This window comes from Variovorax paradoxus, assembly GCF_030815855.1.
Taxonomy (GTDB): domain Bacteria; phylum Pseudomonadota; class Gammaproteobacteria; order Burkholderiales; family Burkholderiaceae_C; genus Variovorax; species Variovorax paradoxus_M.
The window spans coordinates 1,210,679-1,235,199 of the sequence record NZ_JAUSXG010000001.1 but is presented as its reverse complement, the minus strand read 5'-3'; the positions used below and the strand labels follow the sequence as shown (position 1 = coordinate 1,235,199).

The window sequence follows — 24,521 nt, the reverse complement described above, 5'->3', positions numbered from 1 at the left end:
GATGTTGGCGCTTCCAGTTATTTCCAGATATTGAACGGGGTCTGCATCCATGCACCGACCACGACCAGCCACACGAGCGTGACCGGAATGAAGATCTTCCAGCCCAGACGCATGATCTGGTCATAGCGGAAGCGCGGGAACGTCGAGCGAACCCACAGAAACATGGTGACCACGCAGAAGGTCTTGGCACCGAGCCAGATCCAGCCCGGGATGAAGCTCAGGAACTCGAACGGCGGCAGCCATCCGCCGAGGAACAGCACAACGCACAGGATCGAGACCAGCCACATGTTGGCGTACTCGGCCAGGAAGAACATCGCGAAGCTCATGCCCGAGTACTCGATCATGTGGCCAGCGACGATTTCGGACTCGCCTTCGACCACGTCGAACGGATGGCGGTTGGTCTCGGCCAGGCCCGAGATGAAGTAGACGACGAAGATCGGCAGCAGCGGCAGCCAGTTCCACGACAGGAAGCCGAGGCCCATGCCGGCGAAGGTGCCCTTGCCCTGCACGTTCACGATTTCGCTCATGTTCAGGCTGCCTGAAACCATCAGCACCACGACGAAGCAGAAGCCCATCGCGATCTCGTAGCTCACCATCTGCGCCGAGGCACGCAGCGCGCCGAGAAAGGCGTACTTCGAGTTGGACGCCCAGCCCGCGATGATCACGCCGTAGACCTCGAGCGAGGTGATGGCCATCACGAACAGCAGGCCGGCATTGATGTTGGCCAGCGCCATTTCGGGGCCGAAGGGAATCACGGCCCATGCGACGAGCGCCGGCATGATGGTCATGATCGGGCCCAGCAGGAACAAGCCCTTGTTGGCAACCGTCGGAAGAATGATTTCCTTGGTCATCAACTTGAGCGCGTCCGCGATGGGCTGCAGCAGGCCCAGCGGCCCGATGCGGTTCGGACCCACGCGGATCTGCGTGAAGCCGATGGCCTTGCGTTCCCACAGCGTGAGGTAGGCCACGGCGCCCATCAGCGGCAGCACGACCACGATGATCTTGATCAGCGTCCAGATCACGGGCCAGGCCACGGTCGTCCACCAGCCCGCATGGACCAGTCCCTGGCCGAATGCATGCAGTGCGTCGATCATGCCAATGCCTCCTCGGCACGGGCCGGTGCAATCGATGCGTTGCGGGCATCGGCGGTGAGTTGCAGCGACGGTGCGCGGCGCACGATGGAATCGAGCTGGTAGATGCCTGCAACCGCGGGTTCGGGAGCCGCGCCATTGGAAGCCACGGCCTTCGCGGCGGTTGCATTGCCCAAGGCCTCGGCGGGCACGGCACCGTTCTCGCCGACGGTGCGCAGCACTTCAGCGGTCGATTCGAAGGCGAAGCCCGGCAGCCCGAGCAGGTTGGCCAGCACGCGCAGCACCTTCCAGGCCGGACGGGTTTCGCCTTGGGGCTTCACGACGGCGTGGAAACTTTGCATGCGGCCTTCGGCATTGACGAAGGTACCCGGCGTTTCGGTGAACGGCGCGATGGGCAGCAGCACGTCGCTGAACTCGAGGTTGGCCTTGAAGGGGCTCAGCGTGACGACCATTTGCGCATTGCCGATGACATCGGCGGCTGCGGCACCCGCGGCCGAGTCGAACACCGGTTCGGTGTTGAGCAGCATCACGGCCTTGAGACCGGAACCCGCGGCCAGCATGCGGCCGGCGTCGAGGCCGCCGTTCTTCGGGAATGCGCCGACGAGCTGCGCACCCACGGTGTTGGCGGCTTCGGTCAGGTAGCCGACGGTGGCGCCGGTCTGCGCACCGATCCAGTTTGCGAGGGCCAGCAGGCTGCCGGCTTGTGCGTGGTGGGCGGCGGCATTGCCGAGCAGGATGGCCTTGCGCTCGCCGCTGAGCAGCGACGCTGCAATGGCTTGAGCGGCGGCGTCCGGTGCGTTTGCCGGTGCCAGCGGCGCGGCTTGGCCGGTGGTCTGGCCAACGGCGGCAGCAATGCCGGCGAGCACTTCGACCCACTGGCCCGCGTCGACGATCGACGCCTGCGCCACGCTCATGGCCCACGCCTCGCTATCGGCCATCAGGTTGGACGAGGTCAGCACCGACAGCGCGGCGCCCTTGCGCACGGCCTGGCGGATGCGCTGCGCGAACAGCGGATGGTCCTTGCGCAGGTTCGAGCCGATCACGAATGCACGCTGCAGCTGCGTGAGCGATGCAATCGAGGTGCCGAGCCAGCGCACGCCTTCGAACGCCGTGAATTCGGCGTTGCGCAGGCGGTAGTCGATGTTGTCGCTGCCGAGCTCACGCGTGAGCATGGCGGCGAGCTGAAGCTCTTCGAGCGTGCTGTGCGGGCTCGCCAGCGTGCCGATGCTTTGCGCGCCGTGGTCGGCCTTGATCTGCTTCAGGCCGTTGGCCACGTATTCGAGTGCGGTCTGCCAGTCGACCTGCTGCCATTGGCCGCCCTGCTTGAGCATGGGCTGCGTGAGGCGCTCGGGGCCGTTGAGGGCTTCGTACGAGAAACGGTCGCGGTCGGCAATCCAGCACTCGTTGACGTCTTCGTTCTCGAGCGGCACCACGCGCATCACGCGGTTGTTCTTGACCTGGACGATCAGGTTGGCGCCGGTGGAATCGTGCGGGCTCACCGACTTGCGGCGCGACAGCTCCCAGGTGCGGGCGCTGTAGCGGAACGGCTTGCTCGTGAGCGCGCCGACCGGGCAGATGTCGATCATGTTGCCCGACAGCTCGGAGTCGACCGAGTCGCCGAGGAAGGTTTCGATTTCGGAGTGCTCGCCGCGCTGGGTCATGCCGAGCTCCATCACGCCGGCCACTTCCTGGCCGAAGCGGACGCAGCGCGTGCAATGGATGCAGCGGCTCATCTCTTCCATGCTGATCAGCGGGCCGACGTCCTTGTGGAAGACGACGCGCTTTTCTTCTTCGTAGCGCGAAGAAGAGCCGCCGTAGCCGACGGCCAAGTCCTGCAGCTGGCACTCGCCGCCCTGGTCGCAGATCGGGCAATCCAGCGGGTGGTTGATCAGGAGGAACTCCATGACCGACTGCTGCGCCTTGATGGCCTTTTCGCTCTTGGTGCGAACGATCATGCCCTGCGTGACGGGCGTGGCGCAGGCCGGCATCGGCTTGGGCGCCTTTTCCACGTCGACCAGGCACATGCGGCAGTTGGCCGCGATGCTGAGCTTCTTGTGATAGCAGAAGTGCGGGATGTAGGTGCCCGCCTTGTCGGCCGCATGCATGATCATGCTGCCTTCGGTCACGTCGACCTTCTTGCCGTCGAGTTCGATTTCAACCATATATGTGTATGTGTTTCTCGCGCTCAGGCCTGGACGGGCGCTTTCGGGACGTAGCCCGGAATCAAGGCCTCGAACTCGTGACGGAAGTGCTTGATCATGGCGCGCACCGGCATGGCCGCCGCGTCGCCGAGCGCGCAGATCGTGCGGCCCTGAATGTTGTCGGCCACGGAGTTGAGCAGGTCCATGTCGGTCGCCCTGCCCTGCCCGTTGTGGATGCGGTCCACCACGCGGTAGAGCCAGCCCGTGCCTTCGCGGCACGGCGTGCATTGGCCGCAGGACTCGTGCATATAGAAGTATGAAAGGCGCCGCAGCGACTCGACCATCGAGCGACTGTCGTCCATCACGATGACCGCGCCCGAGCCCAGCATGGAGCCGGCCTTGGCGATGGAGTCGTAGTCCATCGTGCATTCCATCATCATCGACGCCGGCAGCACCGGCGACGACGATCCACCGGGGATCACCGCCTTGAGCGTGCGGCCCTTGCGCACGCCACCGGCCAGCTCGAGCAGCTTGGAGAACGGCGTGCCCATGGGCACCTCGTAGTTGCCCGGCAGCTCGACGTCACCGCTCACCGAGTAGATCTTGGTGCCGCCGTTGTTCGGCTTGCCGCATTCGAGGTACGCCGGTCCGCCGTTGCGGATGATCCAGGGCACCGCCGCGAAGGTTTCGGTGTTGTTGATGGTGGTCGGCTTGCCGTACAGGCCGAAGCTCGCCGGGAACGGCGGCTTGAAGCGCGGCTGGCCCTTCTTGCCTTCGAGCGACTCGAGCAACGCGGTCTCTTCACCGCAGATGTAGGCACCGAATCCGTGGGCGGCGTGCAACTGGAAGTTGTACGTGCTGCCCATGATCGCGTCGCCGAGGTAGCCGGCCGCGCGCGCCTCTTCGAGGGCTTCCTCGAAGCGGTCGTAGCTCTGGAAGATCTCGCCGTGGATGTAGTTGTAGCCCACGCTGATGCCCATCGCATAGGCGGCGATGGCCATGCCTTCGATCACGATGTGCGGATTGAACTGCAGGATGTCGCGGTCCTTGCACGTGCCCGGCTCGCCTTCGTCGGAATTGCAGACGAGGTACTTCTGGCCCGGGAACTGGCGGGGCATGAAGCTCCACTTCAGGCCGGTAGGAAAGCCCGCGCCGCCGCGGCCGCGCAGGCCGGAAGCCTTGACCTCGGCAATCACCTGGTCGGGCGTGAGGCCCTCGGTGAGAATCTTGCGCAGCGCCTGGTAGCCGCCGCGCGACTCGTAGTCGGCCAGGCGCCAGTTGGTGCCGTCGAGGCCGGCATAGATCTGCGGCTCGATGTGGCGGTCATGGAAGCAGGTCTGGACGCCCGTGGCCTGGAACTGCTGGAGCACTTGTTCGGGTGACATCATGCGGCCTCCCCTTTGGTGGAACCACGCAGCCCGTCGATGAGCTGGTCGAGCTTCTCGTTGCTCATGAAGCTGCACATGGTGCGGTCGTTGACCAGCATCACGGGCGAATCGGCGCAGGCGCCCAGGCACTCGCTTTGCTGCAGCGTGAACAGGCCGTCGGCCGTGGTCTCGCCCATCTTGATGCCGAGCTTCTTCTCGAGATGAACGAGCGCGGTGACGCCGTCGCGCAGCTGGCACGGCAGGTTGGTGCACACGTTGAGCTTGAACTTGCCCACCGGATGCTGGTTGTACATGTTGTAGAAGGTCGTGACCTCATGCACGGCGATCGGCGCCATGCCGAGGTAGTCGGCGATCTCGCGTTCGCGCTGCATGCTCACATAACCTTCGTCCTGCTGGACGATGGCCAGGCAGGCCATCACGGCCGACTGCTTGCCGGCTTCAGGGTACTTGGCAACTTCGCGCGCAAAGCGCTCGAGAATCGCAGGCTTCAGAGGAGCAGAAGGCGCCGTAGGCGCCGTGTCATGGTGGGTCGAGGAAGTCGTCATTCGCTCTTTCTCACCTGTCGATTTCGCCGAACACGATGTCCATCGTGCCGATCACCGCGACAGCGTCGGCGATCATGTGGCCGCGCGACATTTCGTCGAGGGCGGCGAGGTGCGGGAAGCCGGGTGCGCGGATCTTCAGGCGGTAGGGCTTGTTGGCGCCGTCGCTCACGAGATAGATGCCGAACTCGCCCTTCGGGTGCTCGACGGCGGCATAGGCCTCGCCTTCGGGCACATGGAAGCCTTCGGTGAAGAGCTTGAAATGGTGGATCAGCTCCTCCATGTTCGCCTTCATCGATTCGCGCGCGGGCGCGGCGACCTTGTGGTTGCTGGTGATCACCGGGCCGGGATTGGCGCGCAGCCATGCCGAGCACTGCTGGATGATCTTGTTGGCCTGGCGCATTTCTTCCACGCGCACGAGGTAGCGGTCGTAGCAGTCGCCCGTCTTGCCGACCGGCACGTCGAACAGCATCTGGTCGTAGACGTCGTAGGGCTGCTTCTTGCGCAGGTCCCATTCGATGCCCGAGCCGCGCAGCATGGGGCCGGTGAAGCCAAGGTTAAGCGCGCGTTCCGGCGTCACGACGCCGATGCCCACGGTGCGCTGCTTCCAGATGCGGTTGTCGGTGAGCAGCGTCTCGTACTCGTCGACCATCTTGGGGAAGCGCTTGCAGAAGTCGTCGATGAAGTCGAGCAGCGAGCCCTGGCGGTTCTCGTTGAGGCGCTCGATGGCCTTGGCGTTCTTGATCTTGCTGACCTTGTACTGCGGCATGGCGTCCGGCAGGTCGCGGTAGACGCCGCCCGGACGGAAGTACGCCGCATGCATGCGCGCGCCGGACACCGCTTCGTACATGTCGAACAGGTCTTCACGCTCGCGGAAGCAGTAGATCAGCATGTTCATCGCTCCGCAGTCGAGACCGTGCGCGCCGAGCCACAGCAGGTGGTTCAGCAGGCGGGTGATCTCGGCGAACATCACGCGGATGTACTGCGCACGGATCGGCACGTCCAGGCCCATCATCCGTTCGATGGCCAGGCAGTAGGCGTGCTCGTTGCTCATCATCGACACGTAGTCGAGACGGTCCATGTACGGCAGCGACTGGATGAAGGTGCGCGATTCGGCGAGCTTCTCGGTCGCGCGGTGCAACAGGCCGATGTGCGGATCTGCGCGTTGGATCACTTCGCCGTCGAGCTCGAGCACCAGGCGCAGCACGCCGTGCGCTGCGGGATGCTGAGGGCCGAAGTTGAGTGTGTAGTTCTTGATTTCGGCCATTAGACCTCCCGCCGGGCCGCCCCAAGGGCGGTCTGCGCCCCCTCGGGGGGCAGTGAATACACGAAGTGATGAGCGTGGGGGTAAAACATCAGTGCAAACCGCTGCCGTAGTTGTCTTCGCGAATCACGCGTGGGGTGATTTCCCGCGGCTCGATCGAGACCGGCTGGTAGATGACGCGCTTCTGCTCTTCGTCGTAGCGCATTTCGACGTGCCCCGAGACCGGGAAGTCCTTGCGGAACGGATGGCCGATGAAGCCGTAGTCGGTGAGGATGCGGCGCAGGTCGTCGTGGCCTTCGAACACGATGCCATAGAGATCGAAGGCTTCGCGCTCGAACCAGGTCGCGGCACTCCAGACGGGCTGGAGCGAGTCGACCACGGGCAGGTCTTCGTTCGGCGCAAACACCTTGAGGCGCACGCGTTGGTTGAGGCTCACCGAAAGCAAGTGGGTGACGACGCAGTAGCGCTCGCCCTGCCACTCGCCTTCGCGGTAGTCGGAGTAGTCCATCCCGCAGAGGTCGATCATCTGCTCGAAGCGGCAGCCCGGCGCATCGCGCAGCAGCGTGGCGGCGTCGATGTAGTCGGCAGCGCTCACCACGACAGTCACCTCGCCCAGTGCGAGCGTCACGCTCCTGGCCTTGGCGCCGAGCGTCTCGGCGATGGTGGCGCGCAGCACCTCCGGCGAAATTGCAAAGTCAGTCATCGTCGGCAATCTCTCAGGCGCGGGCAATGGTGTTGGTGCGGCGAATCTTCTGCTGCAACTGGATCACACCGTAGAGCAAGGCTTCGGCGGTGGGCGGGCAACCGGGGACATAGACATCCACCGGCACGATGCGGTCGCAGCCGCGCACCACCGAATAGCTGTAGTGGTAGTAGCCGCCGCCGTTGGCACAGGAGCCCATGGAAAGAACCCAGCGCGGCTCCGGCATCTGGTCGTAGACCTTGCGCAAAGCCGGCGCCATCTTGTTGCACAGCGTGCCTGCCACGATCATCAGATCGGACTGGCGGGGGCTGGGCCGGAACAGCATGCCGAAACGGTCGATGTCGTAGCGGGCCGCGCCTGCGTGCATCATCTCGACGGCACAGCAAGCCAGACCGAAAGTCATCGGCCAGAGTGATCCGGTCTTCGCCCAGTTCACCACCGAGTCGTAGGTGGTGGTGACGAAGCCTTCCTTCATGACGCCTTCAATGGCCATTTTGATGATTCCTTGTCATTCCCAGTCGAGCGCGCCTTTTTTCCACTCGTAGGCAAAGCCCACGACGAGGATGGCGAGAAAGATCATCATGGCCCAGAAGCCGACGGCGCCGATTTCCTTGAGCGCAATGGCCCACGGAAAGAGAAAGGCAATCTCGAGATCGAAAAGGATGAAGAGAATGGCGACGAGGTAATAGCGCACGTCGAATTTCATGCGCGCATCCTCGAAGGCCTCGAAGCCACACTCGTAGGGAGCGTTCTTCGCTGCGTCGGGCCGATTGGGACCCAGGATGTAGCCGATGACTTGCGGTGCGACGCCTACACCGACACCGACCAAAATAAACAAAAGGACGGGGAGATAGGAATCGAGGTTCATCGGGAGATTTTCACCGCTTGCCACCGGCAGAAACGCTCTGGATGAGGTTTTCTGCCGGTGAGATTTGGTGCGGTCGGCGAGACTCGAACTCGCACAGCTTTCGCCACTACCCCCTCAAGATAGCGTGTCTACCAATTTCACCACGACCGCGGTTTTTTGTTCGGATGGCATGAGGTACCTGTGAAGGTGTTTGGCTTTCCGAACAGCTTTAGAGTTTACCCTGAAATGGAGCCGTTTCTTGCCAGCGACTCCATGAAAACAACTGGATTATTTGCTCGGGATCTGGCCCGGACCCGAAACAGGCGCGGCAGGCGCCGAGGCCGGCGCATTGGCCGGTGCCGTGCCCGACGTCCCTGCGGGAATCTGGCCAGGAATTTGCCCAGCGGGAGCGGAAGCAGGTGCCGCAGGCGCGCCGACCGCTGCGCGCTCCAGCAGGCTGCCGCCGCCGGCGGGCCGTGCGTGGCTGAAGTAGGCCAGCAGCAGCGTGCATGCAAAGAACACCGCCGCCAGCACTGCCGTGGTGCGCGAAAGGAAATTCGCACTGCCGCTCGCGCCGAACAGGCTGCCGGCGCTGCCGCTGCCGAAGGCCGCGCCCATGTCGGCGCCCTTGCCGTGCTGGATCAGGATCAACCCGATCATTGCAAGGGCCGACAGCATCTGCACGCCGACCAAAAGATTGAGGACCACATTCATTCGTTCTTACTCCTAATTGATGGCAGCCACTGCTCGCATTCAGCGAGCGGCGGCGGAAATGATCTGCAAAAAGTCGGGGGCCTTGAGCGAAGCGCCGCCGATAAGGCCGCCGTCGATGTCGGGCTGCGCCAGCAGCTGAGCGGCATTGGCCGCGTTCATGCTGCCGCCGTAAAGAATGCAGATGCCGGCCGCGTGTTCGCTGGCCGCATGGTGCAGTTGCGCGCGCAGCACGGCATGCACCGCCTGCGCCTGCTCGGGCGTTGCCGTCTTGCCGGTGCCGATGGCCCAGACGGGCTCGTAGGCAACGACGATTTCGCTGATGCAATGGCCGTTGACGTGGATCACCGCGGCCAGCTGGCGCTTGACGACTTCTTCGGTGTGGCCCGCTTCGCGCTCGGCCAGCGTTTCGCCCACGCAGACGATCGGCGTGATGCCGTTCGCCAGCGCAGCCGCCGTCTTGGCCGCCACGGCTTCATCGGTTTCGCCGTGGTACTGGCGACGCTCTGAATGGCCGACGATGGCATAGCGCACGCCGAATTCCTTCAGCATGGCCGCCGACTGCTCACCGGTGAACGCACCTTGCGGGTGCGCCGAGATGTCCTGCGCACCAAGCGCCATGGCCGTGGAACCCGCCAGCAGCGATTGCAACTGGGCGAAATACGGAGCCGGCGCGCAAAGCGCTATATCGCAACGAGCCGGCGCCGCGGCCAAGCCCTGCAGCAAGGCCTTCACCAGCGCCTCGTTGGCAGCCAGGCTGCCGTTCATCTTCCAGTTGCCGGCGATCAGCTTCTTTTTCGTTGTCATCGTGTGTTGTCCGTCACCATGTCAGCACGATCTTGCCGATGTGCTGGTTGGATTCCATCAGCGCATGCGCCTCGGCCGCGCCAGCGGGTTCGCCACCTGCTGCAAAGGTGCTGTGGATCACGGGCTTGACCGCGCCGGTTTCGAGCAGCGGCCAGACCTTCTCGCGCAGCGCCTTGGCAATGGCGCCCTTGAACGCCACCGGCCGCGGACGCAGCGTCGAGCCGGTGATCACCAACCTCTTGCGCAACACCAGGCCTGCATTGAAGTCGCTCTTGACCCCGCCTTGCACCGCGATGATCACGAGCCGGCCGTCTTCGGCCATGCACTCGATCTCGCGCGCCACGTAGTCGCCGGCGACCATGTCGAGGATCACGTCCACGCCCTTGCCGCCGGTGAGCTTCTTCGCCTCTTCGGCGAAGTCGCTCGTGCGGTAGTTGATGGCATGGTCCGCGCCCAGCTTCCTGCAGGCTTCGCACTTGTCGTCGCTGCCGGCCGTGACGATCACGGTGGCACCGAGCGCCTTGGCGATCTGGATCGCGGTCACGCCGATGCCGCTCGAGCCGCCCTGAATCAGCAGGGTTTCGCCCTTTTGCAGGCGACCCCGTTCGAACACGTTGCTCCAAACGGTGAAGAAAGTCTCGGGCAGCGAAGCCGCCTCGATATCGGTCCACCCCTTGGGCACCGGCAGGCATTGCGCCACCGGCGCCACGCACAGCTGCGCATAGCCGCCGCCCGCGATCAGCGCGCAGACGCGGTCGCCGATCTTGAAGCCCGCCTCGGCCAAGGCCGCGGCGTCGCCCGCCACGATCACGCCGGCCACTTCGAGGCCCGGCAGGTCGGAGGCGCCCGACGGAACCGGGTAGTGCCCCTTGCGCTGCAATACGTCCGGACGGTTCACGCCGCTGGCTGCGACGCGAATCAACAATTCACCCACGCCGGCCACCGGATCGGGGCGCTCCACGGCGCGCAGCACCTCAGGGGCGCCGTACGAAGTGATTTCAATGGCTTTCATGGTCTTTGGCCTGCAACGCCCGCGTCCGGGCGTGGTTAGCTATTTAAAAAGTTGGCAACGGCGGCAAAGCTGCCGTTGCGCCCTTCTTACTCTTGCGAGTCGCGCGGTGCGTACGGCTGCTCGCCGGCGGGCGCCTGCGGTTGCTCGTTGCGCGGCTGCTGCTGCTCGTTGTTGAAACGAGGCGCGCGTTCGCCGCCGCGATCGCCGCGGTCACCACCACGGTCGCCACGGTCCGAGCGTTCGCGGCGCTCGCCGCCACGATCACCACGGTCGCCGCCGCGGTCTTCACGCGGTGCACGCTCCTGGAATTCCATGCCGGCCGGGCGCTCGCTCAGGGCCTTCATGGACAGCTTGACGCGACCCTTTTCGTCCGTCTCGAGAACCTTGACCTTGACGATCTGGCCTTCGCTCAGGTAGTCGGTCACCTTCTCGACGCGCTCGTGCGCGATCTGGCTGATGTGCAGCAGGCCGTCCTTGCCGGGCAAGAGGTTGATGAGCGCGCCGAAGTCCAGGATCTTGGTGACCGGGCCTTCGTAGACCTTGCCGATTTCGACTTCGGCCGTGATCTGCTCGATGCGCCGCTTGGCGAACTCGGCCTTTTCCGGATCGGTCGAGGCGATGGTGATGGTGCCGTCTTCGTCGATGTTGATCGTCGTGCCGGTTTCTTCCTGCAGGCCGCGAATGACCGCGCCGCCCTTGCCGATCACGTCGCGGATCTTCTCGGGGTTGATCTTGAGCGTGGTCAGGCGCGGTGCGAACTGCGACACCTCGGTCTTGGCTTCGCCCATCGCTTCCTGCATCTTGCCGAGGATGTGCATGCGCGCTTCCTTGGCCTGGGCCAGTGCCACCTGCATGATTTCCTTGGTGATGCCCTGGATCTTGATGTCCATCTGCAGCGCGGTGATGCCGTTGGTCGTGCCGGCCACCTTGAAGTCCATGTCGCCCAGGTGATCTTCGTCGCCCAGGATGTCGGTCAGCACCGCAAAGCGGTTGTCTTCCTTGATCAGGCCCATGGCGATGCCGGCCACGTGGGCCTTCATCGGCACGCCGGCGTCCATCATCGACAGGCAGCCGCCGCAGACCGAAGCCATCGACGAGGAGCCGTTCGACTCGGTGATTTCCGACACTACGCGCACGGTGTACGGGAACTCTTCCTTGGTCGGCAGCACGGCGACGAGCGCGCGCTTGGCCAGGCGGCCATGGCCGATTTCGCGGCGCTTGGTCGAGCCCATGCGGCCCACTTCGCCGGTGGCGAAGGGAGGCATGTTGTAGTGGAACAGGAAGCGGTCTTCGTACTCGCCGGCCAGCGCATCGATGCGCTGTGCGTCGCGTTCGGTGCCGAGCGTGGTGATGACCAGCGCTTGCGTTTCACCGCGCGTGAACAGGGCCGAACCGTGGGTGCGCGGCAGCACGGAATTGCGGATCTCGATGGGACGCACGGTGCGCGTGTCGCGGCCGTCGATGCGCGGCTCGCCCGACAGGATCTGGCTGCGCACGATCTTCGATTCGATGGCGAACAGCAGGTCGTTGACCTTGCCGGCGTCGAACGGCTCGCCGCTTTCCTTCAGCGCGTTCATCACGCTGGCGTTGGCTTCGCGCAGAGCCTGCGTACGCGCCTGCTTGCTGCGGATCTGGTACACGGCACGCAGCTTTTCTTCGGCCAAGCCCTTGACCTTGGCGACGAAGGCTTCGTCTTCGGCGGGCGGCTGCCAGTCCCACACCGGCTTGCCGGCGTCGCGCACGAGGTCATGGATCGCGTTGATCGCGATGTTGGCCTGCTCGTGCCCGAACACCACGCCGCCCAGCATGATTTCTTCGCTGAGTTGCTGGGCTTCGGACTCGACCATCAGCACGGCAGCTTGCGTGCCGGCGACGACGAGGTCCATCTGCGAATCCTTGCGGGCGGTCTGGCCCGGATTCAGCACGTACTGGCCGTTGATGTAGCCCACGCGGGCGGCACCGATCGGTCCGCTGAACGGAATGCCCGAGATCGACAGCGCGGCGCTCACGCCGATCATGGCGGCGATGTCGGCGTCGACTTCAGGGTTGAGCGACACGGTGTGGATGACCACATGCACTTCGTTCAGGAAGCCTTCGGGGAACAGCGGGCGGATCGGACGGTCGATCAGGCGGCTGGTCAGCGTTTCATGTTCGCTGGGCTTGGCTTCGCGCTTGAAGAAGCTGCCGGGGATCTTGCCCGCGGCGTAGGTCTTCTCGATGTAGTCGACGGTCAGCGGGAAGAAATCCTGGCCGGGCTTGGCGGATTTGGAGGCGACCACGGTCGCCAGAATCACGGTGCCGTCGATGTCGACCAGCACGGCGCCATTGGCCTGGCGGGCGACTTCGCCCGTTTCCATGACGACAGTCTTGTCGCCCCATTGGAAGGACTTGGTGATTTTGTTGAAGAGGCTCATGTTTGCTCCTGTTTTGATAGCGAACGACCTGTATTCAGTACAGGTTCCGCAGGGACGGAGGCTTCTCAGAACACGATGCCATTCCAGCGAAGTTCGGCGGGAACTTCATTGGAATGACACAGCTTCGCTCTGTTTTGGCACTCCGAAAGTGGATCGCGAAGTAAAAAACGCCTGAGCTAGCGGACTAACCCAGGCGTTTTTTCATGCGATTCGGTTTACTTGCGCAGACCCAGCTTGGCGATCAGCGCGGTGTAACGGTCGGCGTCCTTGGACTTGAGGTAGTCCAGGAGCTTGCGGCGACGGCTCACCATGCGCAGCAGGCCGCGACGGCCATGGTGGTCCTTGGCGTGCGTCTTGAAGTGGGGGGTGAGCTCGTTGATACGGGCGGTCAGCAGTGCGACTTGCACTTCCGGGCTACCGGTGTCGTTGGCGGCGCGGGCGTTGTCCTTGACGACTTCGGCCTTGATGGAGGCTGCGATCATGTTGATTTCCTTGTTCCGGGATGTTTGACTTGCGGTAAGCGCTGGAACTGCCCTTACCGTGCGCCTTGCGGCATGCAAAGCCTCGGGATTATAGCTCGCCCCGGGTTACCGCGTTTACTGCCTGGACAGCCAGGTTTTCAGGCGTTCCACGCCTTGCACCAGGCGCTGGGGGTCCTTGGAGGCGAAGCACCAGCGCAGCCAGCCCTGGGCTTCGGGGGCGAAGGCGTTGCCGGGGGCGAGGCCCAGGCCGGCCTCGACGACCAGGCGCTTGGCCAAGTCCAGGGAGTCGCCGAAGCCTTCGAGGCGGAAGAAGGCGTACATGCCGCCCTTGGCGGGGGCCACCTGTACGCCGGGCAATGCGGCCAGCAGCGGCACGAGCGTGTCGCGGCACAGCTTCAGGTGCGCCACCACACGGGGCGTGATGTCTGCCGTGTGCTCGATGGCTGCGACGGCGGCGCGCTGGGTGAAAACGCTGGCGCAGGAGGTGTTGAACTCGATCAGCTTGCCGATGCCCTCGACCAGCGCGGGTGGCAGCACGAGCCAGCCGAGGCGCCAGCCGGTCATGAGGAAGCTCTTCGAGAAGCTGTGCGTCACCACCAGCCGGTCATCAGGGCTCGATATGTCGAGGAAGCTGGGTGCACAACCGGTCGGCGTGGGCTCGAAATACAGCCGCTCGTACACCTCGTCGGCCAGGATCCAGGTGCCGGTTTCGCGGCAGTGGTCGAGCACGGCCTGCTGCTCTTCGCGCGTCATGGTCCAGCCGGTCGGGTTGTTGGGCGCGTTGACGATCAGCAGTTTCGTCTTCGGGGTGACCGCTTTGCGCAACGCGGCAAGGTCGAGCGTCCACTGCCCGTCCGCAGGCACCAGCGACACCGTGCGCACCCGGGCGCCCAGGATTGCAGGCTGCGCCGTGAGGTTGGGCCACACGGGCGTGACCGCCACCACCTCGTCGCCCGCGTCGACCAGCGCCTGCACCGCGAGCATCAGCGCGCTGACGCCGCCCGAAGTGACGGCGATGCGCGAAGCATCGACCTTGGGATGCAGCCTGCTGGTGTAGCCGGCGATCGCCTCGCGCAGTTCGGGCAGGCCGAGGTTGTGCGCATAGAAGGTTTCGCCGCGCTGCAGCGAGTCGATGGCCGCCTGGCGGATCACCTCGGGCGTGACCTCGTCGCTTTCACCGAACCAGAACGCGAGCACGTCGTCGCGGCCGAGCCCGGCATTGGCAACCTCTCGGATCTTGGAGGCTTCGAGGTTGTGGATGGCTTCACGCATGTCTTGGCTTTCTACTTTCTAGATTCTTTTCATCTTGCAGGTGGTCGGCAATTCGGCGCTTTCGGGCGCAATGGTCTTGATCACGCGAAAACCATAGCCCGAGCCTTCGACATCGAACTGCACGCCCGGCCTGCCCTGTTTGTCCATCACGCCGACCACGAGCTGCTGCTGGAATTGATGGTCCGCCGCGCGCATGCGGCCGCGCTGTCCGTAGAGGCTCACGTCGGCCTGTTCGAGCGCACGCGCCACGGCCTGCGCATCGACACTGCCCGCGCGTTCGATCGCTTGCGCCAGCGACTCCACGAGCAATTGCATGCGCATGTGCACGTAGTCGTCGGCGGGTTTCGGAAAGCGCGTGCGGAAGGCGCGATAGAACGCCTCCGACTGCGCGGTCTGCACGTTGGGCAGCCAGTCGGCCACGGCAATCACGCGGCCGATGCCGGCGTCGCCGATGGCCGCGGGCGCGCCGAGCGCGTTGCCATAGAAGGTATAGAAGGTGCCGTTGAAGCCGGCCTCGCGCGCCGCCTTCACGAGCAGCGTGAGGTCGTTGCCCCAGTTGCCGGTGAACACCGCCTGCGCGCCGCTCGCAATGATCTTGCTGGCGTAGGGCGCGAAGTCCTTCACCTTGCCCATCGGGTGCAGCTCGTCCCCGACGATTTCCACGTCGGGCCGCCGCACGCCCAATTGGCGCTTCGATTCGCGCAGCACCGCCTGGCCAAAGCTGTAGTCCTGCCCGATGAGGTAAGCGCGCTTGAGCGCCGCGTCGTCCTTCACCACTTCCATCAGCGCGGCCACGCGCATGTCGGCATGCGCATCGAAGCGAAAGTGCCAGAAGCTGCAGCGCTCGTTGGTGAGCGCCGGATCGACCGCCGCGTAGTTGAGGAAGATCACGCGCCGCGAAGGATCGCGCTCGTTGTTCTTCTCGATGGCATCGACCAGCGCCGCGGCGGTGGCCGACGAGTTGCCTTGCAGCACGATGCGCGCGCCGTCGTCCATGGCCGCGCGCAATGCCGACAGTGCTTCTTCGTTCTGCCCCTTGCTGTCGTAGCGGTCGAGCTGCAGGGGCCGCGCCCCGCCGGGCACGCCCGGCAGCTTGACGCCGCCGCGCGCGTTCACGCGCTCCACGGCCCACAGCAGATTGCGGAACACGGCTTCGCCGGTGTTGGCAAAGGGCCCGCTCATGCTCTCGATCAGCGCCAGGCGAATGGGCGCCGGCGGCGTTTGCGCCACCGCGGCAAAGGGGGCCGCGCATAGCGCCAGCGCCGCAAATTTCAAGGCCTTGCGACGCCAAATAAAGGGGGGGTTCATTGTCTTGAAACGGGTGCGGCCGCGCCTAGATGTGGTGTCAAGCGGCACTCAGGATTGAATGGCCGCGCAGTGTAAGGGACACACATTCTTGTCCTCATTGTGTTCATTCAGGAGTTCTCCCATGTTTTTCGCACCCACCCTTCGCACCGCCCGCTTTGCGCCCCGCTCCCATGACCGCGCCTTCGAACGTTTCGTCAACGAAGCCTTCGCCGGAACCCGCCGCTCGCCGCTCGTGGAACAGGACGACAAGAGCTGGACGCTTTCCATCGATGTGCCGGGCCTCTCGCGCGAAGACCTCGTCATCGGCATCGAAGGCGCCGTGGTTCGCATCGACAGCAAGGCCGAAGCCAAGCGCCAGTTCAAGGCCGGCTACGAGTTGCCGCAAGACATCGACGTGGGCTCGAGCGAAGCCAAGCTCGAGAACGGCGTGCTCACCCTGAAGCTGGGCAAGCAAGCGCCGGTCAACCACGCTTCGCAGCTGCAGATCAGCTGATCCTGCAAAGCCCACGAGAGGAAAGTGTCGTTAACTATTGTTTTTGACTTTGAAGACGCTCTCTAATCACAATAGGACCGTGAATAACGTCACATCATGTGACGTTTTCACATTTTTCTTCTATTATTTTCGTGGGCGTCTCGCAAACGCACCGAATCCCTGACGGTGCGGATTCGGGTGCCCCCTAAGGCACACCATGATCACGCACCTCAAGTCAGCCAATGACAACGAACGGTCCGATACGCTCCTGGTCTTCCTCCCCGGCGCCTATCTGAAACCCGACGAGTTCGAACGCGAAGGCTTCATCAGCGCCGTTCGGGAGCGCCACCTGGCCGCCGATTCGCTGCTGGTGGACGCAGACGTTTCCTACTACTACGACCAGACGCTCAGCGAGCGCCTGCACGCGGACGTCATCGAACCGCAGCGGGCCAAGGGCTACAAGTCGATCTGGCTCGTCGGCATTTCCATCGGCGGCTTCGGCGCGCTGGTCCACGAGCTGTCGAGGCCGGGTTCGGTCGATGGCATCGTCGCGCTCGCCCCCTATCTGGGACGGCGCGTGCTCGGCGCCGAAATTCTCAAGGCTGGCGGCCTGCGCGCCTGGCAAGCGCCCGCGGGCCCCCTGCCCGACGAGGAAGTCGACCGCAAGCTGTGGCCCTGGTTTCAGAAATACCTGGAACCCCAAAGTTCCAAGAACTTGCCGCAGCTCTATCTCGGGTTCGGCCTCAGCGACCGCTTCGCCAGCAACCACAAGTTGCTGGCCGACGCGCTGCCCGAAGGCCGCGTCTTCACCACCGAGGGCGGCCACGACTGGCCGCAGTGGCGCCAGTTGTGGCGCAACATGCTCGACGTGCTGCCAGTGCCGTCTCTCGGCCGCTCGCAGCGCCCTGCGGCTACGCGGGCACCTGCGGCGCCGCCTCGGAGGTCATCAGCGAAGCCATGGGCCATCGCGGCTTGACGTCGAAGGCATAGCGCTCGCTGGCTTGCGCCAGCCCTGACTGCAGCCGCATGGCCGCCGCCATTGCGATCATTGCGCCGTTGTCGGTGCACAGGTGCAGCTCGGGATAGTGCACACGCACGCGGCGTTTCGCGCAGGCGCTGTTCAGCTGCTCCCGCAGGCTCTTGTTCGCGCCCACCCCGCCGGCCACCACGAGCCGCTCGAGGCCGGTTTGCTCGAGCGCGGCGAGCGACTTCTTCAGCAGCACCTCGACGATCGCGGCTTGCGTGGAAGCCGCCAGGTCGGCCTTGCGGGCGTCGAGCTCGGCGCCGAGCTTCTTGGCCTGCGTCAGCACCGCGGTCTTCAGGCCGGCGAACGAAAAATCCAGGTCGCCGCTATGCAAAAGCGGCCGCGGCAGCTTGAAGGCCGTGGCATTGCCCTCTTCCGCCAGCTTGGCCAGCCAGGGGCCGCCCGGATACGGCAGCCCCATGAGCTTGGCGCTCTTGTCGAAAGCCTCGCCAGCCGCATCGTCGATGGTTTCGCCCAGCAACTCGTAGCGCCCCACCCCGTCGACCCGCATCAATTGCGTATGGCCGCCGGACACGAGCAGCGCCACGAAAGGAAACTCCGGCGGATCCGCGCTCAAGAAGGGCGACAGCAGATGCCCCTCGAGGTGATGCACCCCGAGCACCGGCTTGCCGAGCGCCGCGCCCAATGCGCAGGCCACGCCCGCGCCCACCAGCAAGGCCCCGGCAAGACCCGGGCCGCGCGTATAGGCCACCACGTCGATGTCGGCCAGCGAGCGCCCGGCTTCCGCCATCACAGCCTCGGTCAGCGGCAGCACGCGGCGGATGTGATCGCGGCTGGCCAGCTCGGGCACCACGCCGCCATAGGCCTGGTGCATGGCGATCTGGCTGTGCAGCGCGTGCGAGCGCAACTGCGGCAGTGCGCTGCCATGCGTTTCCACCAGCGCCACGCCGGTTTCGTCGCAAGAGGATTCGATTCCCAGAAGAAGCATCCGCAGGAGTGTAGGCGGCGCGGAATGCCCGTGCGGCACGGATGTTGCAGCACGCCTTTGCCGCCCCTCCCCACCATGAAATCCGGACTGAATTTCCTGATCGCCGCCAGAAAGTGCGAAATCGACGAGCTCGACCAGCTCGCGCGCACCAGCGACCTGGTCGGGCTGATCGCGCGGCTCGTCCATGCGCTGCAGCGGGAGCGCGGCATGTCCAACGTGTTTCTCGCCTCTCGCGGTGTCCGGTTCGCCGACCAGCGCGATCCGCAAATTGTGGAATGCCTGGCGCTCGAACAGGAAGTGCGCGCCGGATTCGACCAGCTCGAGAGCCAGGGCCGCCCGGGCGCCACTGCGGGCAACAGCGCCCGGCTCTTCAGCCGGATAGCCTGGGTGCTGCCGGGCCTGGACGGCTTGCCCGCGCTGCGCCGCCGCGTCGGCGCGCTCGAACTGACACCCGCACAGGCCACCGCCGCTTTCGCCAAGCTCGTCGCCGGCTTGCTGGCGGTGGTGTTCGAGGCGGCAGACGGCGCCACCGACCCCGAGATTTCCCGCCTGCTCGTCGCGATGTTCAACTTCATGCAGGGCAAGGAGTTTGCCGGGCAGGAGCGCGCGTTCGGCGCGGCGTCGCTCGCGGTGGGGCGTACCGACGAAGCGCAGCGCCAGCAATGGCTGCACCTCATCGCGCTGCAGGAGCGCTGTTTCCAGGTCTTCATCGATTTTTCGAGCAGCGGCGTGCTTGCGCTCTGGCACCAGAGCCAGTCCGACGCCGTCATGGCCGAGATCGAGCGCGTGCGCCGCATGAGCGTGACCTCCGCCCAAGCCGCTTCGGCGGCCGCACCCGATCCCCGGCTGAGCCAGAACTGGTTCGACTGCTGCACCCGCCGCATCGACGCGATGAAAACCGTCGAACAGCGGCTGGCCGAAGACCTGCGCGAGCTCTGCGCCCGCAAGATCGCGCAGGCGCGCGGCGAACTGCAGAAATACCAGGAGGTGCTCGGCACCCTTGCGCCGCAAGCCGAAGGCGCGGTCTTCTTCGACGACATCGGTGCGGAGGCCACCGCGCCGGCGCAATACGGGCGGCACCTCGAACGTTCGGTGCTCGACATGGTGCAGGAGCAATCGCACCGGCTGCAGGCCATGAGCGAGGAGCTCGAAACGGTTCGCGCCTCCCTCAACGAGCGCAAGCTGGTCGAACGCGCCAAGGGACTCTTGATGGCGCACCGCCGCATGAGCGAGAACGAAGCCCACAAGATGCTGCTGCAAACGGCCATGAACCAGAAGCGCCGGCTCGTCGACGTCGCCGAGTCGATGCTCGCCATGGCCGACTACCTGCCCCTGGATGTGACATCGCGGCGCTGAACCGCGGCTCGCATGCGTTCGAAATGGTGCAGCGCACAACAAGCGTGCATGGCGGCGGCTTTCCGCGCGAGGCGCCCCGCGCACGCACGCACAGTCGCTCTTTTGCTGCCTATTCGATAGCAAAGCGCTAGCAAAAAGCGGCCACTAAAGCTGGCACGCAGTTTGCTGAAGTAGTCCATGGACCCCTGGGTCCCAGGCAGGCAGCACCCAACGGCGGGTGTTGCCCACCGCAATCGGACAAAGGCGTCCCCCATCCCGCAAGGGCTCGTTCTCGAGCAGCCCCTTGCGCGGTGCGGGACGCCTTTTTGTTTTTTGTCTTCCTTTTGTCTGTTCTTCGACCGGAGCCCGTCACATGACCGACCTGCTGAAAACCCGCCTCAGCCGCCGCCGCGTACTGCAAGCCGCCGCCATTGGCGCCGTGGGAATCGATCCCGCCCTGCGCGCCGCCGTCTGGGCCCAGGGCTCCGACAAGCCGGAAAAGGAAGAAGTGAAGATCGGCTTCATTCCGCTGACCGACTGCGCCAGCGTGGTGATGGCCTCGGTGCTGGGAATCGACAAGAAGTACGGCGTGAAGATCGTGCCCAGCAAGGAAGCCAGCTGGGCCGGCGTACGCGACAAGCTCTCCAACGGCGACCTGGACATGGCGCATGTGCTCTACGGCCTGGTCTACGGCATGCACCTGGGCCTGAGCGGTCCCAAGAAGGACATGGCCGTGCTCATGACCCTCAACAACAACGGCCAGGCCATCACGCTGTCGAAGAAGCTCGCCGACAAGGGCGCGGTGGACGCCGCGTCGCTGGCCAAGATGATCGCGGCTGAAAAGCGCGAATACACCTTCGCCCACACCTTCCCCACCGGCACGCATGCGATGTGGCTGTACTACTGGCTGGCCTCGGCCGGTATCGATCCGTTCAAGGACGTCAAGAACATCACCGTGCCCCCTCCGCAAATGGTGGCCAACATGCGCGTGGGCAACATGGACGGCTACTGCGTGGGCGAGCCCTGGGGCCAGCGCGCGATCATGGACGGCATCGGCGTGACGGCCATCACCACGCAGGACATCTGGAAGGACCATCCGGAGAAAGTGCTCGGCACCACGGGCGACTTCGTCAAGAAGTACCCCAACACCGCGCGTGCAGTCACCGCGGCCATCATCGAAGCCGGCAAGTGGATCGACACCGGCTTGCAGAACAAGAACAAGATGGCCGAGACCATTGCCGACAAGAGCTACGTCAACACCAGCGTGGATGCCATCAACCAGCGCATCCTGGGCCGCTACATCAACGGCATGGGCAAGAGCTGGGACGACCCCAACCACATGAAGTTCTACAACGGCGGCGCGGTGACCTTCCCGTACCTCTCGGACGGCATGTGGTTCCTCACGCAGCACAAGCGCTGGGGCTTGCTGAAGGAGCATCCGGACTACCTGAAGGTGGCCACCGAGATCAACCGCATCGACATCTACAAGCAAGCCGCCGCCGCCACGCAGACGCCCGTGCCCAAGGACGTGATGCGCACCAGCAAGCTGTTCGACGGCTCCGTGTGGGACGGCAAGGACCCGAAGAAATATGCCGACTCTTTCAAGCTCCACGTCTGAGGAGAAACACATCATGGTCAGTGCTGTATTTCATTCGCCGATGGACGCGTCTCTTCCTCTCCCGCGTGCCGGAGAGGGCCGGAGCGAGGCGGTGCCCCGCGCCGAGGTGGCCCCTCACCCCAGCCCTCTCCCCAAAGCGGAGAGGGTGCAAAAGCAACGCGCATCCATCGACCTGCGTGCCTTCTGGATGCGCGTGCTGCCGCCGCTCGCGGGCTTCGGCCTGCTGGTGCTGATCTGGGAGCTGGTCGCCATGAAGAGCACCACCGGCTTTCCCTCGCCGCTCGCCACCTGGCAGCAGGCGCTCACGGTGTTCAGCGATCCGTTCTACAGCAAGGGGCCCAACGACCAGGGCGTGGGCTGGAACGTGCTGTCGTCGCTGCAGCGCGTGGCGCTGGGCTTCGGGCTCGCAGCCGCCGTCGGCATTCCCGCGGGCTTTGCCATCGGACGCTTCGAGTTTCTTTCGCGCATGTTCAATCCGCTGATCAGCCTGATGCGCCCGGTGTCGCCGCTGGCGTGGCTGCCCATCGGCCTCCTGGTGTTCAAGGGTGCCAACCCGGCCGCCATCTGGACCATCTTCATCTGCTCGATCTGGCCGATGGTCATCAACACCGCGGTCGGCGTGCAGCGCGTGCCGAGCGACTACATGAACGTGGCCAAGGTGTTGAACCTCAGCGAATGGAAGATCTTCACCAAGATCCTGTTCCCGGCCGTGCTGCCCTACATGCTGACCGGCGTTCGTCTGGCCGTGGGCACCGCCTGGCTCGTGATCGTTGCGGCCGAAATGCTCACCGGCGGCGTCGGCATCGGCTTCTGGGTGTGGGACGAGTGGAACAACCTCAACGTCGCCAACATCATCATCGCGATCTTCGTGATCGGCATCGTGGGCCTGGTGCTGGAGTTCGCGCTCATCAAGCTTGCTACCGCATTCACGTTCGAAGAGGTGAAGTCATGAGCCGCACGGCCGTTCCGAAGGCGAATACCGCAGCGCTGCTGCGCGGAGGTTTCCAATGAATGATGATTCGAAGTACATCGAGATCCACGACGTCGAGCAGCGCTTCAAGACGGCCAAGGGCAGCTTCGTCGCGCTGCAGGGCGTCAACCTGAATGTCGCCAAAGGCGAGTTCGTCACGCTGATCGGGCACTCGGGCTGCGGCAAGTCGACGCTGCTGAACCTGATTGCCGGCCTGACGACGCCGACGCAGGGCGTGCTGCTGTGCGCCAACCGCGAAATCAAGGGCCCCGGCCCCGAGCGCGCGGTCGTGTTCCAGAACCACTCGCTGCTGCCCTGGCTCACCTGCTTCGAGAACGTGTACCTCGCGGTCGAGCGTGTCTTTGCCGCCACCGAAGGCAAGGCGCAATTGCGCGCCCGCACCGATGCGGCGCTCGCGATGGTCGGCCTCACGCCCGCCGCGCAAAAACGCCCCGGCGAAATCTCCGGCGGCATGAAGCAGCGCGTCGGCATTGCGCGCGCGCTCTCGATGGAACCCAAGGTGCTGCTGATGGACGAGCCCTTCGGCGCCCTCGACGCGCTCACGCGCGCCAAGCTGCAGGACGAACTGCTCGCCATCGTGCAGAAGACCCGGAGCACCGTGGTCATGGTCACGCACGACGTCGACGAAGCGGTGCTGCTGAGCGACCGCATCGTGATGCTCACCAACGGCCCGGCCGCCACCATCGGCGAAGTGCTGAAGGTCGACATCGCCCGTCCGCGCAACCGTGTCGAACTGGCCGAAGACCCCGCCTACGTGCACGCGCGCAAGGCCGTGATCGATTTTCTCTACACGCGCCAGGCGCACGTGGAGAAGGTTGCCGCCTGACCCCACAGGCGCCGCACAACCGGAGTCAGGACATGATGACTTGCAGGCTGTGCTCGTACCAGGCGGTGAGGCGCTCGAAGGTATCGACCAGCGCCTCGCTGGACCGCACCAGCGTGGCGCGGCCTTCAGGGCTCTCGAGCGCCTGCACCCCACCCACCAGGCGCAGCCATTCGTCCCGTGCGGCCGCCAGTGCCGCGCGGATCTCGGGTGAACTGAGAGGGGCGCGCTCGAGTTCCAGCAGCGCGGCCTCGAACTCGTTCATCGTCGGCAGCAGGCGCTCGCGCGAAGCGCCCGCGGCAAGTGCCGAGGCCAGCAATGCGTCCTTGGCCAGGCGCTGCGCGCGCATGCGCTGCCGCCCGCAAATGTTGACGATGCGCAGCGCGCGCCGTGCCCCGGATGCTTCCAGCGCATCGGTCAGCGCCTCAGCCGCGGCCAGCAGATCGTCACCGCGCTGGTCGATATCGGCCAGTGCCTGCGGCACCGCGCGCGCCGCCAGTGCAGCAGAAAGCCCGCTCCACGCGGCCTGCACCTCGCCCAGCGCACCTGCACCCGGAGCGCCCAGTTCAAGGGTCGCCAGATGATCCAGGTTTTGCTGCACCCGCTCGACCGATTGCGTGCGCAAGACGCGCGCGCGCTGCACGTCGATGCCGGCCAGCATCTGCGCCGCGATCCGCACGAGCCGCTGCGAGAGCATGCGCAGTTGCCCGGCGCGGTTGATGGCATCGGCCCACTGCGCGGCCTCGATCACCGAGCGCGAGACCTCGCCGAGCCGCAGGTTGGCGTGCATGGCCGCACCGCGCAGCAAGCCGAAGGCCTCGTCCTCGCCAATGCCGCGGGACGACATCAGGAGGCCCTTGGCGCGGTCGACCCATTTGCGTTCGTCCATGCGTGTGCGCAGGCCGTCGAGTTCGGTGCGCAGCGCGGCCTCGCGTCCCCGACGGGCTTGCGCCAGGACCGTCAACGCGGAAAGAGAAGCGCCATCGACGGCGCCCAGCGGCAGCCACGCATGCACGCCGAGCGCGACCAGCGCTTCGTGCTGCGCGCTGTCCAGCGGGGCGCTGACGAGGCTCAGCGCGCAAGGGGGCGCGCCTTTCCACTCACCGAGGGCATCGAGCAGCGCCTGCAGCTGTTGCGCCGGCGCCGGTTCGGGCAGCCAGGCCAGCACCTGTTGCGGTGCAAGCGCCCCCGCCCGCTGCACCAGCGTGTGGCAGGTGGCCCGCTCGCCGGCGGTGGCACCGGCACTCGCCAGCGCCTGCCGGAGTTGCTCCGGCAACGGCGCGGAGTCGGCGAATTCATTGGGCAGAACGACAAGAAGGGAGATCAT

At 65.1% G+C, this 24,521-nt stretch carries 23 protein-coding genes and 1 tRNA gene; 6 read left to right on the top strand and 18 right to left on the bottom strand.

Features of this window, described 5'->3' with window-relative positions:
- Nucleotides 1-17: 17 nt before the first annotated feature.
- The 16 genes from nuoH to QFZ42_RS05720 form a co-directional block, all read right to left on the bottom strand.
- Nucleotides 18-1,094: an NADH-quinone oxidoreductase subunit NuoH gene (gene nuoH, locus QFZ42_RS05795; RefSeq protein ID WP_307700039.1), complete on the bottom strand. Its 1,077-nt coding sequence runs from the start codon at nucleotides 1,092-1,094 to the stop codon at nucleotides 18-20.
- A complete protein-coding gene (gene nuoG / locus QFZ42_RS05790) occupies nucleotides 1,091-3,253 on the bottom strand; it encodes an NADH-quinone oxidoreductase subunit NuoG (protein WP_307700038.1) in 2,163 nt (720 codons plus the stop codon). The genes nuoH and nuoG overlap by 4 nt, the downstream gene beginning before the upstream one ends.
- A gap of 23 nt (nucleotides 3,254-3,276) precedes the next feature.
- On the bottom strand, nucleotides 3,277-4,617 hold the full coding sequence (gene nuoF, locus QFZ42_RS05785; RefSeq protein WP_373423309.1) for an NADH-quinone oxidoreductase subunit NuoF: 1,341 nt from the start codon (nucleotides 4,615-4,617) through the stop codon (nucleotides 3,277-3,279).
- Complete coding sequence (locus QFZ42_RS05780) at nucleotides 4,617-5,165, bottom strand: NADH-quinone oxidoreductase subunit NuoE family protein (protein WP_307700036.1); 549 nt, start codon at nucleotides 5,163-5,165, stop codon at nucleotides 4,617-4,619. Before QFZ42_RS05780 ends, nuoF begins: the two co-directional genes overlap by 1 nt.
- Before the next feature lie 10 nt (nucleotides 5,166-5,175).
- Nucleotides 5,176-6,429, bottom strand: a complete 1,254-nt coding sequence (locus QFZ42_RS05775; protein WP_307700035.1) for an NADH-quinone oxidoreductase subunit D — start codon at nucleotides 6,427-6,429, stop codon at nucleotides 5,176-5,178.
- Between the two features lie 88 nt (nucleotides 6,430-6,517).
- A complete protein-coding gene (locus tag QFZ42_RS05770) occupies nucleotides 6,518-7,129 on the bottom strand; it encodes an NADH-quinone oxidoreductase subunit C (RefSeq protein WP_307700034.1) in 612 nt (203 codons plus the stop codon).
- Between the two features lie 13 nt (nucleotides 7,130-7,142).
- Nucleotides 7,143-7,622 (bottom strand): NuoB/complex I 20 kDa subunit family protein, encoded by a 480-nt coding sequence (locus QFZ42_RS05765; RefSeq protein WP_012748606.1) that lies wholly within the window; start codon nucleotides 7,620-7,622, stop codon nucleotides 7,143-7,145.
- Nucleotides 7,623-7,637: 15 nt separating this feature from the next.
- Complete coding sequence (locus QFZ42_RS05760) at nucleotides 7,638-7,997, bottom strand: NADH-quinone oxidoreductase subunit A (protein ID WP_012748607.1); 360 nt, start codon at nucleotides 7,995-7,997, stop codon at nucleotides 7,638-7,640.
- Nucleotides 7,998-8,062: 65 nt separating this feature from the next.
- A tRNA-Leu gene (locus tag QFZ42_RS05755) sits at nucleotides 8,063-8,147 on the bottom strand.
- 117 nt (nucleotides 8,148-8,264) lie between these two features.
- Nucleotides 8,265-8,690, bottom strand: a complete 426-nt coding sequence (gene secG / locus QFZ42_RS05750) for a preprotein translocase subunit SecG (RefSeq protein WP_307700033.1) — start codon at nucleotides 8,688-8,690, stop codon at nucleotides 8,265-8,267.
- 39 nt (nucleotides 8,691-8,729) lie between these two features.
- Nucleotides 8,730-9,494, bottom strand: a complete 765-nt coding sequence (tpiA, locus tag QFZ42_RS05745; protein ID WP_307700032.1) for a triose-phosphate isomerase — start codon at nucleotides 9,492-9,494, stop codon at nucleotides 8,730-8,732.
- Between the two features lie 13 nt (nucleotides 9,495-9,507).
- The gene (locus QFZ42_RS05740) at nucleotides 9,508-10,506 is read right to left on the bottom strand and encodes an NAD(P)H-quinone oxidoreductase (RefSeq protein ID WP_307700031.1); all 999 of its coding nucleotides are present in this window, start codon (nucleotides 10,504-10,506) and stop codon (nucleotides 9,508-9,510) included.
- Nucleotides 10,507-10,592: 86 nt separating this feature from the next.
- Nucleotides 10,593-12,920 (bottom strand): polyribonucleotide nucleotidyltransferase, encoded by a 2,328-nt coding sequence (pnp, locus tag QFZ42_RS05735; RefSeq protein WP_307700030.1) that lies wholly within the window; start codon nucleotides 12,918-12,920, stop codon nucleotides 10,593-10,595.
- Nucleotides 12,921-13,135: 215 nt separating this feature from the next.
- Nucleotides 13,136-13,402 (bottom strand): 30S ribosomal protein S15, encoded by a 267-nt coding sequence (gene rpsO, locus QFZ42_RS05730; RefSeq protein ID WP_007837783.1) that lies wholly within the window; start codon nucleotides 13,400-13,402, stop codon nucleotides 13,136-13,138.
- Between the two features lie 114 nt (nucleotides 13,403-13,516).
- Nucleotides 13,517-14,674 carry a pyridoxal phosphate-dependent aminotransferase gene (locus QFZ42_RS05725; protein ID WP_307700029.1) on the bottom strand — a complete coding sequence of 386 codons (1,158 nt, stop codon included), beginning with the start codon at nucleotides 14,672-14,674 and terminating at the stop codon, nucleotides 13,517-13,519.
- A gap of 18 nt (nucleotides 14,675-14,692) precedes the next feature.
- Entirely contained in the window at nucleotides 14,693-15,982 is a 1,290-nt protein-coding gene (locus QFZ42_RS05720; protein ID WP_307700028.1) for a branched-chain amino acid ABC transporter substrate-binding protein, read from the bottom strand.
- Between the two features lie 121 nt (nucleotides 15,983-16,103).
- Between QFZ42_RS05720 and QFZ42_RS05715 the strand changes: the two genes are divergently transcribed.
- Both QFZ42_RS05715 and QFZ42_RS05710 read left to right on the top strand, forming a co-directional pair.
- A complete protein-coding gene (locus tag QFZ42_RS05715; RefSeq protein ID WP_307700027.1) occupies nucleotides 16,104-16,475 on the top strand; it encodes an Hsp20/alpha crystallin family protein in 372 nt (123 codons plus the stop codon).
- 196 nt (nucleotides 16,476-16,671) lie between these two features.
- Nucleotides 16,672-17,430 (top strand): alpha/beta hydrolase-fold protein, encoded by a 759-nt coding sequence (locus QFZ42_RS05710; protein WP_307700026.1) that lies wholly within the window; start codon nucleotides 16,672-16,674, stop codon nucleotides 17,428-17,430.
- Here QFZ42_RS05710 and tsaD read toward each other — a convergent pair.
- Nucleotides 17,366-18,427 carry a tRNA (adenosine(37)-N6)-threonylcarbamoyltransferase complex transferase subunit TsaD gene (tsaD, locus tag QFZ42_RS05705; RefSeq protein WP_307700025.1) on the bottom strand — a complete coding sequence of 354 codons (1,062 nt, stop codon included), beginning with the start codon at nucleotides 18,425-18,427 and terminating at the stop codon, nucleotides 17,366-17,368. The genes QFZ42_RS05710 and tsaD overlap by 65 nt on opposite strands.
- A 75-nt stretch (nucleotides 18,428-18,502) precedes the next feature.
- On the opposite strand from tsaD, the gene QFZ42_RS05700 reads away from it, so the two are divergent.
- The 4 genes from QFZ42_RS05700 to QFZ42_RS05685 all read left to right on the top strand — a co-directional run bounded on the left by QFZ42_RS05700 (nucleotide 18,503) and on the right by QFZ42_RS05685 (nucleotide 23,197).
- Nucleotides 18,503-19,783 carry a nitrate regulatory protein gene (locus QFZ42_RS05700; RefSeq protein WP_307700024.1) on the top strand — a complete coding sequence of 427 codons (1,281 nt, stop codon included), beginning with the start codon at nucleotides 18,503-18,505 and terminating at the stop codon, nucleotides 19,781-19,783.
- A gap of 352 nt (nucleotides 19,784-20,135) precedes the next feature.
- Nucleotides 20,136-21,380 carry a CmpA/NrtA family ABC transporter substrate-binding protein gene (locus QFZ42_RS05695; protein ID WP_307700023.1) on the top strand — a complete coding sequence of 415 codons (1,245 nt, stop codon included), beginning with the start codon at nucleotides 20,136-20,138 and terminating at the stop codon, nucleotides 21,378-21,380.
- A 13-nt stretch (nucleotides 21,381-21,393) separates the two neighbouring features.
- A complete protein-coding gene (gene ntrB, locus QFZ42_RS05690) occupies nucleotides 21,394-22,332 on the top strand; it encodes a nitrate ABC transporter permease (RefSeq protein WP_307700022.1) in 939 nt (312 codons plus the stop codon).
- Nucleotides 22,333-22,387: 55 nt separating this feature from the next.
- The gene (locus QFZ42_RS05685; RefSeq protein WP_307700021.1) at nucleotides 22,388-23,197 is read left to right on the top strand and encodes an ABC transporter ATP-binding protein; all 810 of its coding nucleotides are present in this window, start codon (nucleotides 22,388-22,390) and stop codon (nucleotides 23,195-23,197) included.
- A gap of 25 nt (nucleotides 23,198-23,222) precedes the next feature.
- On the opposite strand, the gene QFZ42_RS05680 is transcribed toward QFZ42_RS05685, so the two are convergent.
- Nucleotides 23,223-24,521, bottom strand: coding sequence for a type IV pili methyl-accepting chemotaxis transducer N-terminal domain-containing protein (locus QFZ42_RS05680; protein ID WP_307700020.1), 1,299 nt, complete (start codon nucleotides 24,519-24,521; stop codon nucleotides 23,223-23,225).

Excerpts from the sequence above, each read along its gene's own strand:
- nuoH (WP_307700039.1), bottom strand. The coding sequence starts at position 1,094 with ATGATCGACGCACTGCATGCATTCGGCCAGGGACTGGTCCATGCGGGC.
- nuoG (WP_307700038.1), bottom strand. The coding sequence starts at position 3,253 with ATGGTTGAAATCGAACTCGACGGCAAGAAGGTCGACGTGACCGAAGGC.
- nuoF (WP_373423309.1), bottom strand. The coding sequence starts at position 4,617 with ATGTCACCCGAACAAGTGCTCCAGCAGTTCCAGGCCACGGGCGTCCAG.
- QFZ42_RS05780 (WP_307700036.1), bottom strand. The coding sequence starts at position 5,165 with ATGACGACTTCCTCGACCCACCATGACACGGCGCCTACGGCGCCTTCT.
- QFZ42_RS05775 (WP_307700035.1), bottom strand. The coding sequence starts at position 6,429 with ATGGCCGAAATCAAGAACTACACACTCAACTTCGGCCCTCAGCATCCC.
- QFZ42_RS05770 (WP_307700034.1), bottom strand. The coding sequence starts at position 7,129 with ATGACTGACTTTGCAATTTCGCCGGAGGTGCTGCGCGCCACCATCGCC.
- QFZ42_RS05765 (WP_012748606.1), bottom strand. The coding sequence starts at position 7,622 with ATGGCCATTGAAGGCGTCATGAAGGAAGGCTTCGTCACCACCACCTAC.
- QFZ42_RS05760 (WP_012748607.1), bottom strand. The coding sequence starts at position 7,997 with ATGAACCTCGATTCCTATCTCCCCGTCCTTTTGTTTATTTTGGTCGGT.
- secG (WP_307700033.1), bottom strand. The coding sequence starts at position 8,690 with ATGAATGTGGTCCTCAATCTTTTGGTCGGCGTGCAGATGCTGTCGGCC.
- tpiA (WP_307700032.1), bottom strand. The coding sequence starts at position 9,494 with ATGACAACGAAAAAGAAGCTGATCGCCGGCAACTGGAAGATGAACGGC.
- QFZ42_RS05740 (WP_307700031.1), bottom strand. The coding sequence starts at position 10,506 with ATGAAAGCCATTGAAATCACTTCGTACGGCGCCCCTGAGGTGCTGCGC.
- pnp (WP_307700030.1), bottom strand. The coding sequence starts at position 12,920 with ATGAGCCTCTTCAACAAAATCACCAAGTCCTTCCAATGGGGCGACAAG.
- rpsO (WP_007837783.1), bottom strand. The coding sequence starts at position 13,402 with ATGATCGCAGCCTCCATCAAGGCCGAAGTCGTCAAGGACAACGCCCGC.
- QFZ42_RS05725 (WP_307700029.1), bottom strand. The coding sequence starts at position 14,674 with ATGCGTGAAGCCATCCACAACCTCGAAGCCTCCAAGATCCGAGAGGTT.
- QFZ42_RS05720 (WP_307700028.1), bottom strand. The coding sequence starts at position 15,982 with ATGAACCCCCCCTTTATTTGGCGTCGCAAGGCCTTGAAATTTGCGGCG.
- QFZ42_RS05715 (WP_307700027.1), top strand. The coding sequence starts at position 16,104 with ATGTTTTTCGCACCCACCCTTCGCACCGCCCGCTTTGCGCCCCGCTCC.
- QFZ42_RS05710 (WP_307700026.1), top strand. The coding sequence starts at position 16,672 with ATGATCACGCACCTCAAGTCAGCCAATGACAACGAACGGTCCGATACG.
- tsaD (WP_307700025.1), bottom strand. The coding sequence starts at position 18,427 with ATGCTTCTTCTGGGAATCGAATCCTCTTGCGACGAAACCGGCGTGGCG.
- QFZ42_RS05700 (WP_307700024.1), top strand. The coding sequence starts at position 18,503 with ATGAAATCCGGACTGAATTTCCTGATCGCCGCCAGAAAGTGCGAAATC.
- QFZ42_RS05695 (WP_307700023.1), top strand. The coding sequence starts at position 20,136 with ATGACCGACCTGCTGAAAACCCGCCTCAGCCGCCGCCGCGTACTGCAA.
- ntrB (WP_307700022.1), top strand. The coding sequence starts at position 21,394 with ATGGTCAGTGCTGTATTTCATTCGCCGATGGACGCGTCTCTTCCTCTC.
- QFZ42_RS05685 (WP_307700021.1), top strand. The coding sequence starts at position 22,388 with ATGAATGATGATTCGAAGTACATCGAGATCCACGACGTCGAGCAGCGC.
- QFZ42_RS05680 (WP_307700020.1), bottom strand. The coding sequence starts at position 24,521 with ATGATCTCCCTTCTTGTCGTTCTGCCCAATGAATTCGCCGACTCCGCG.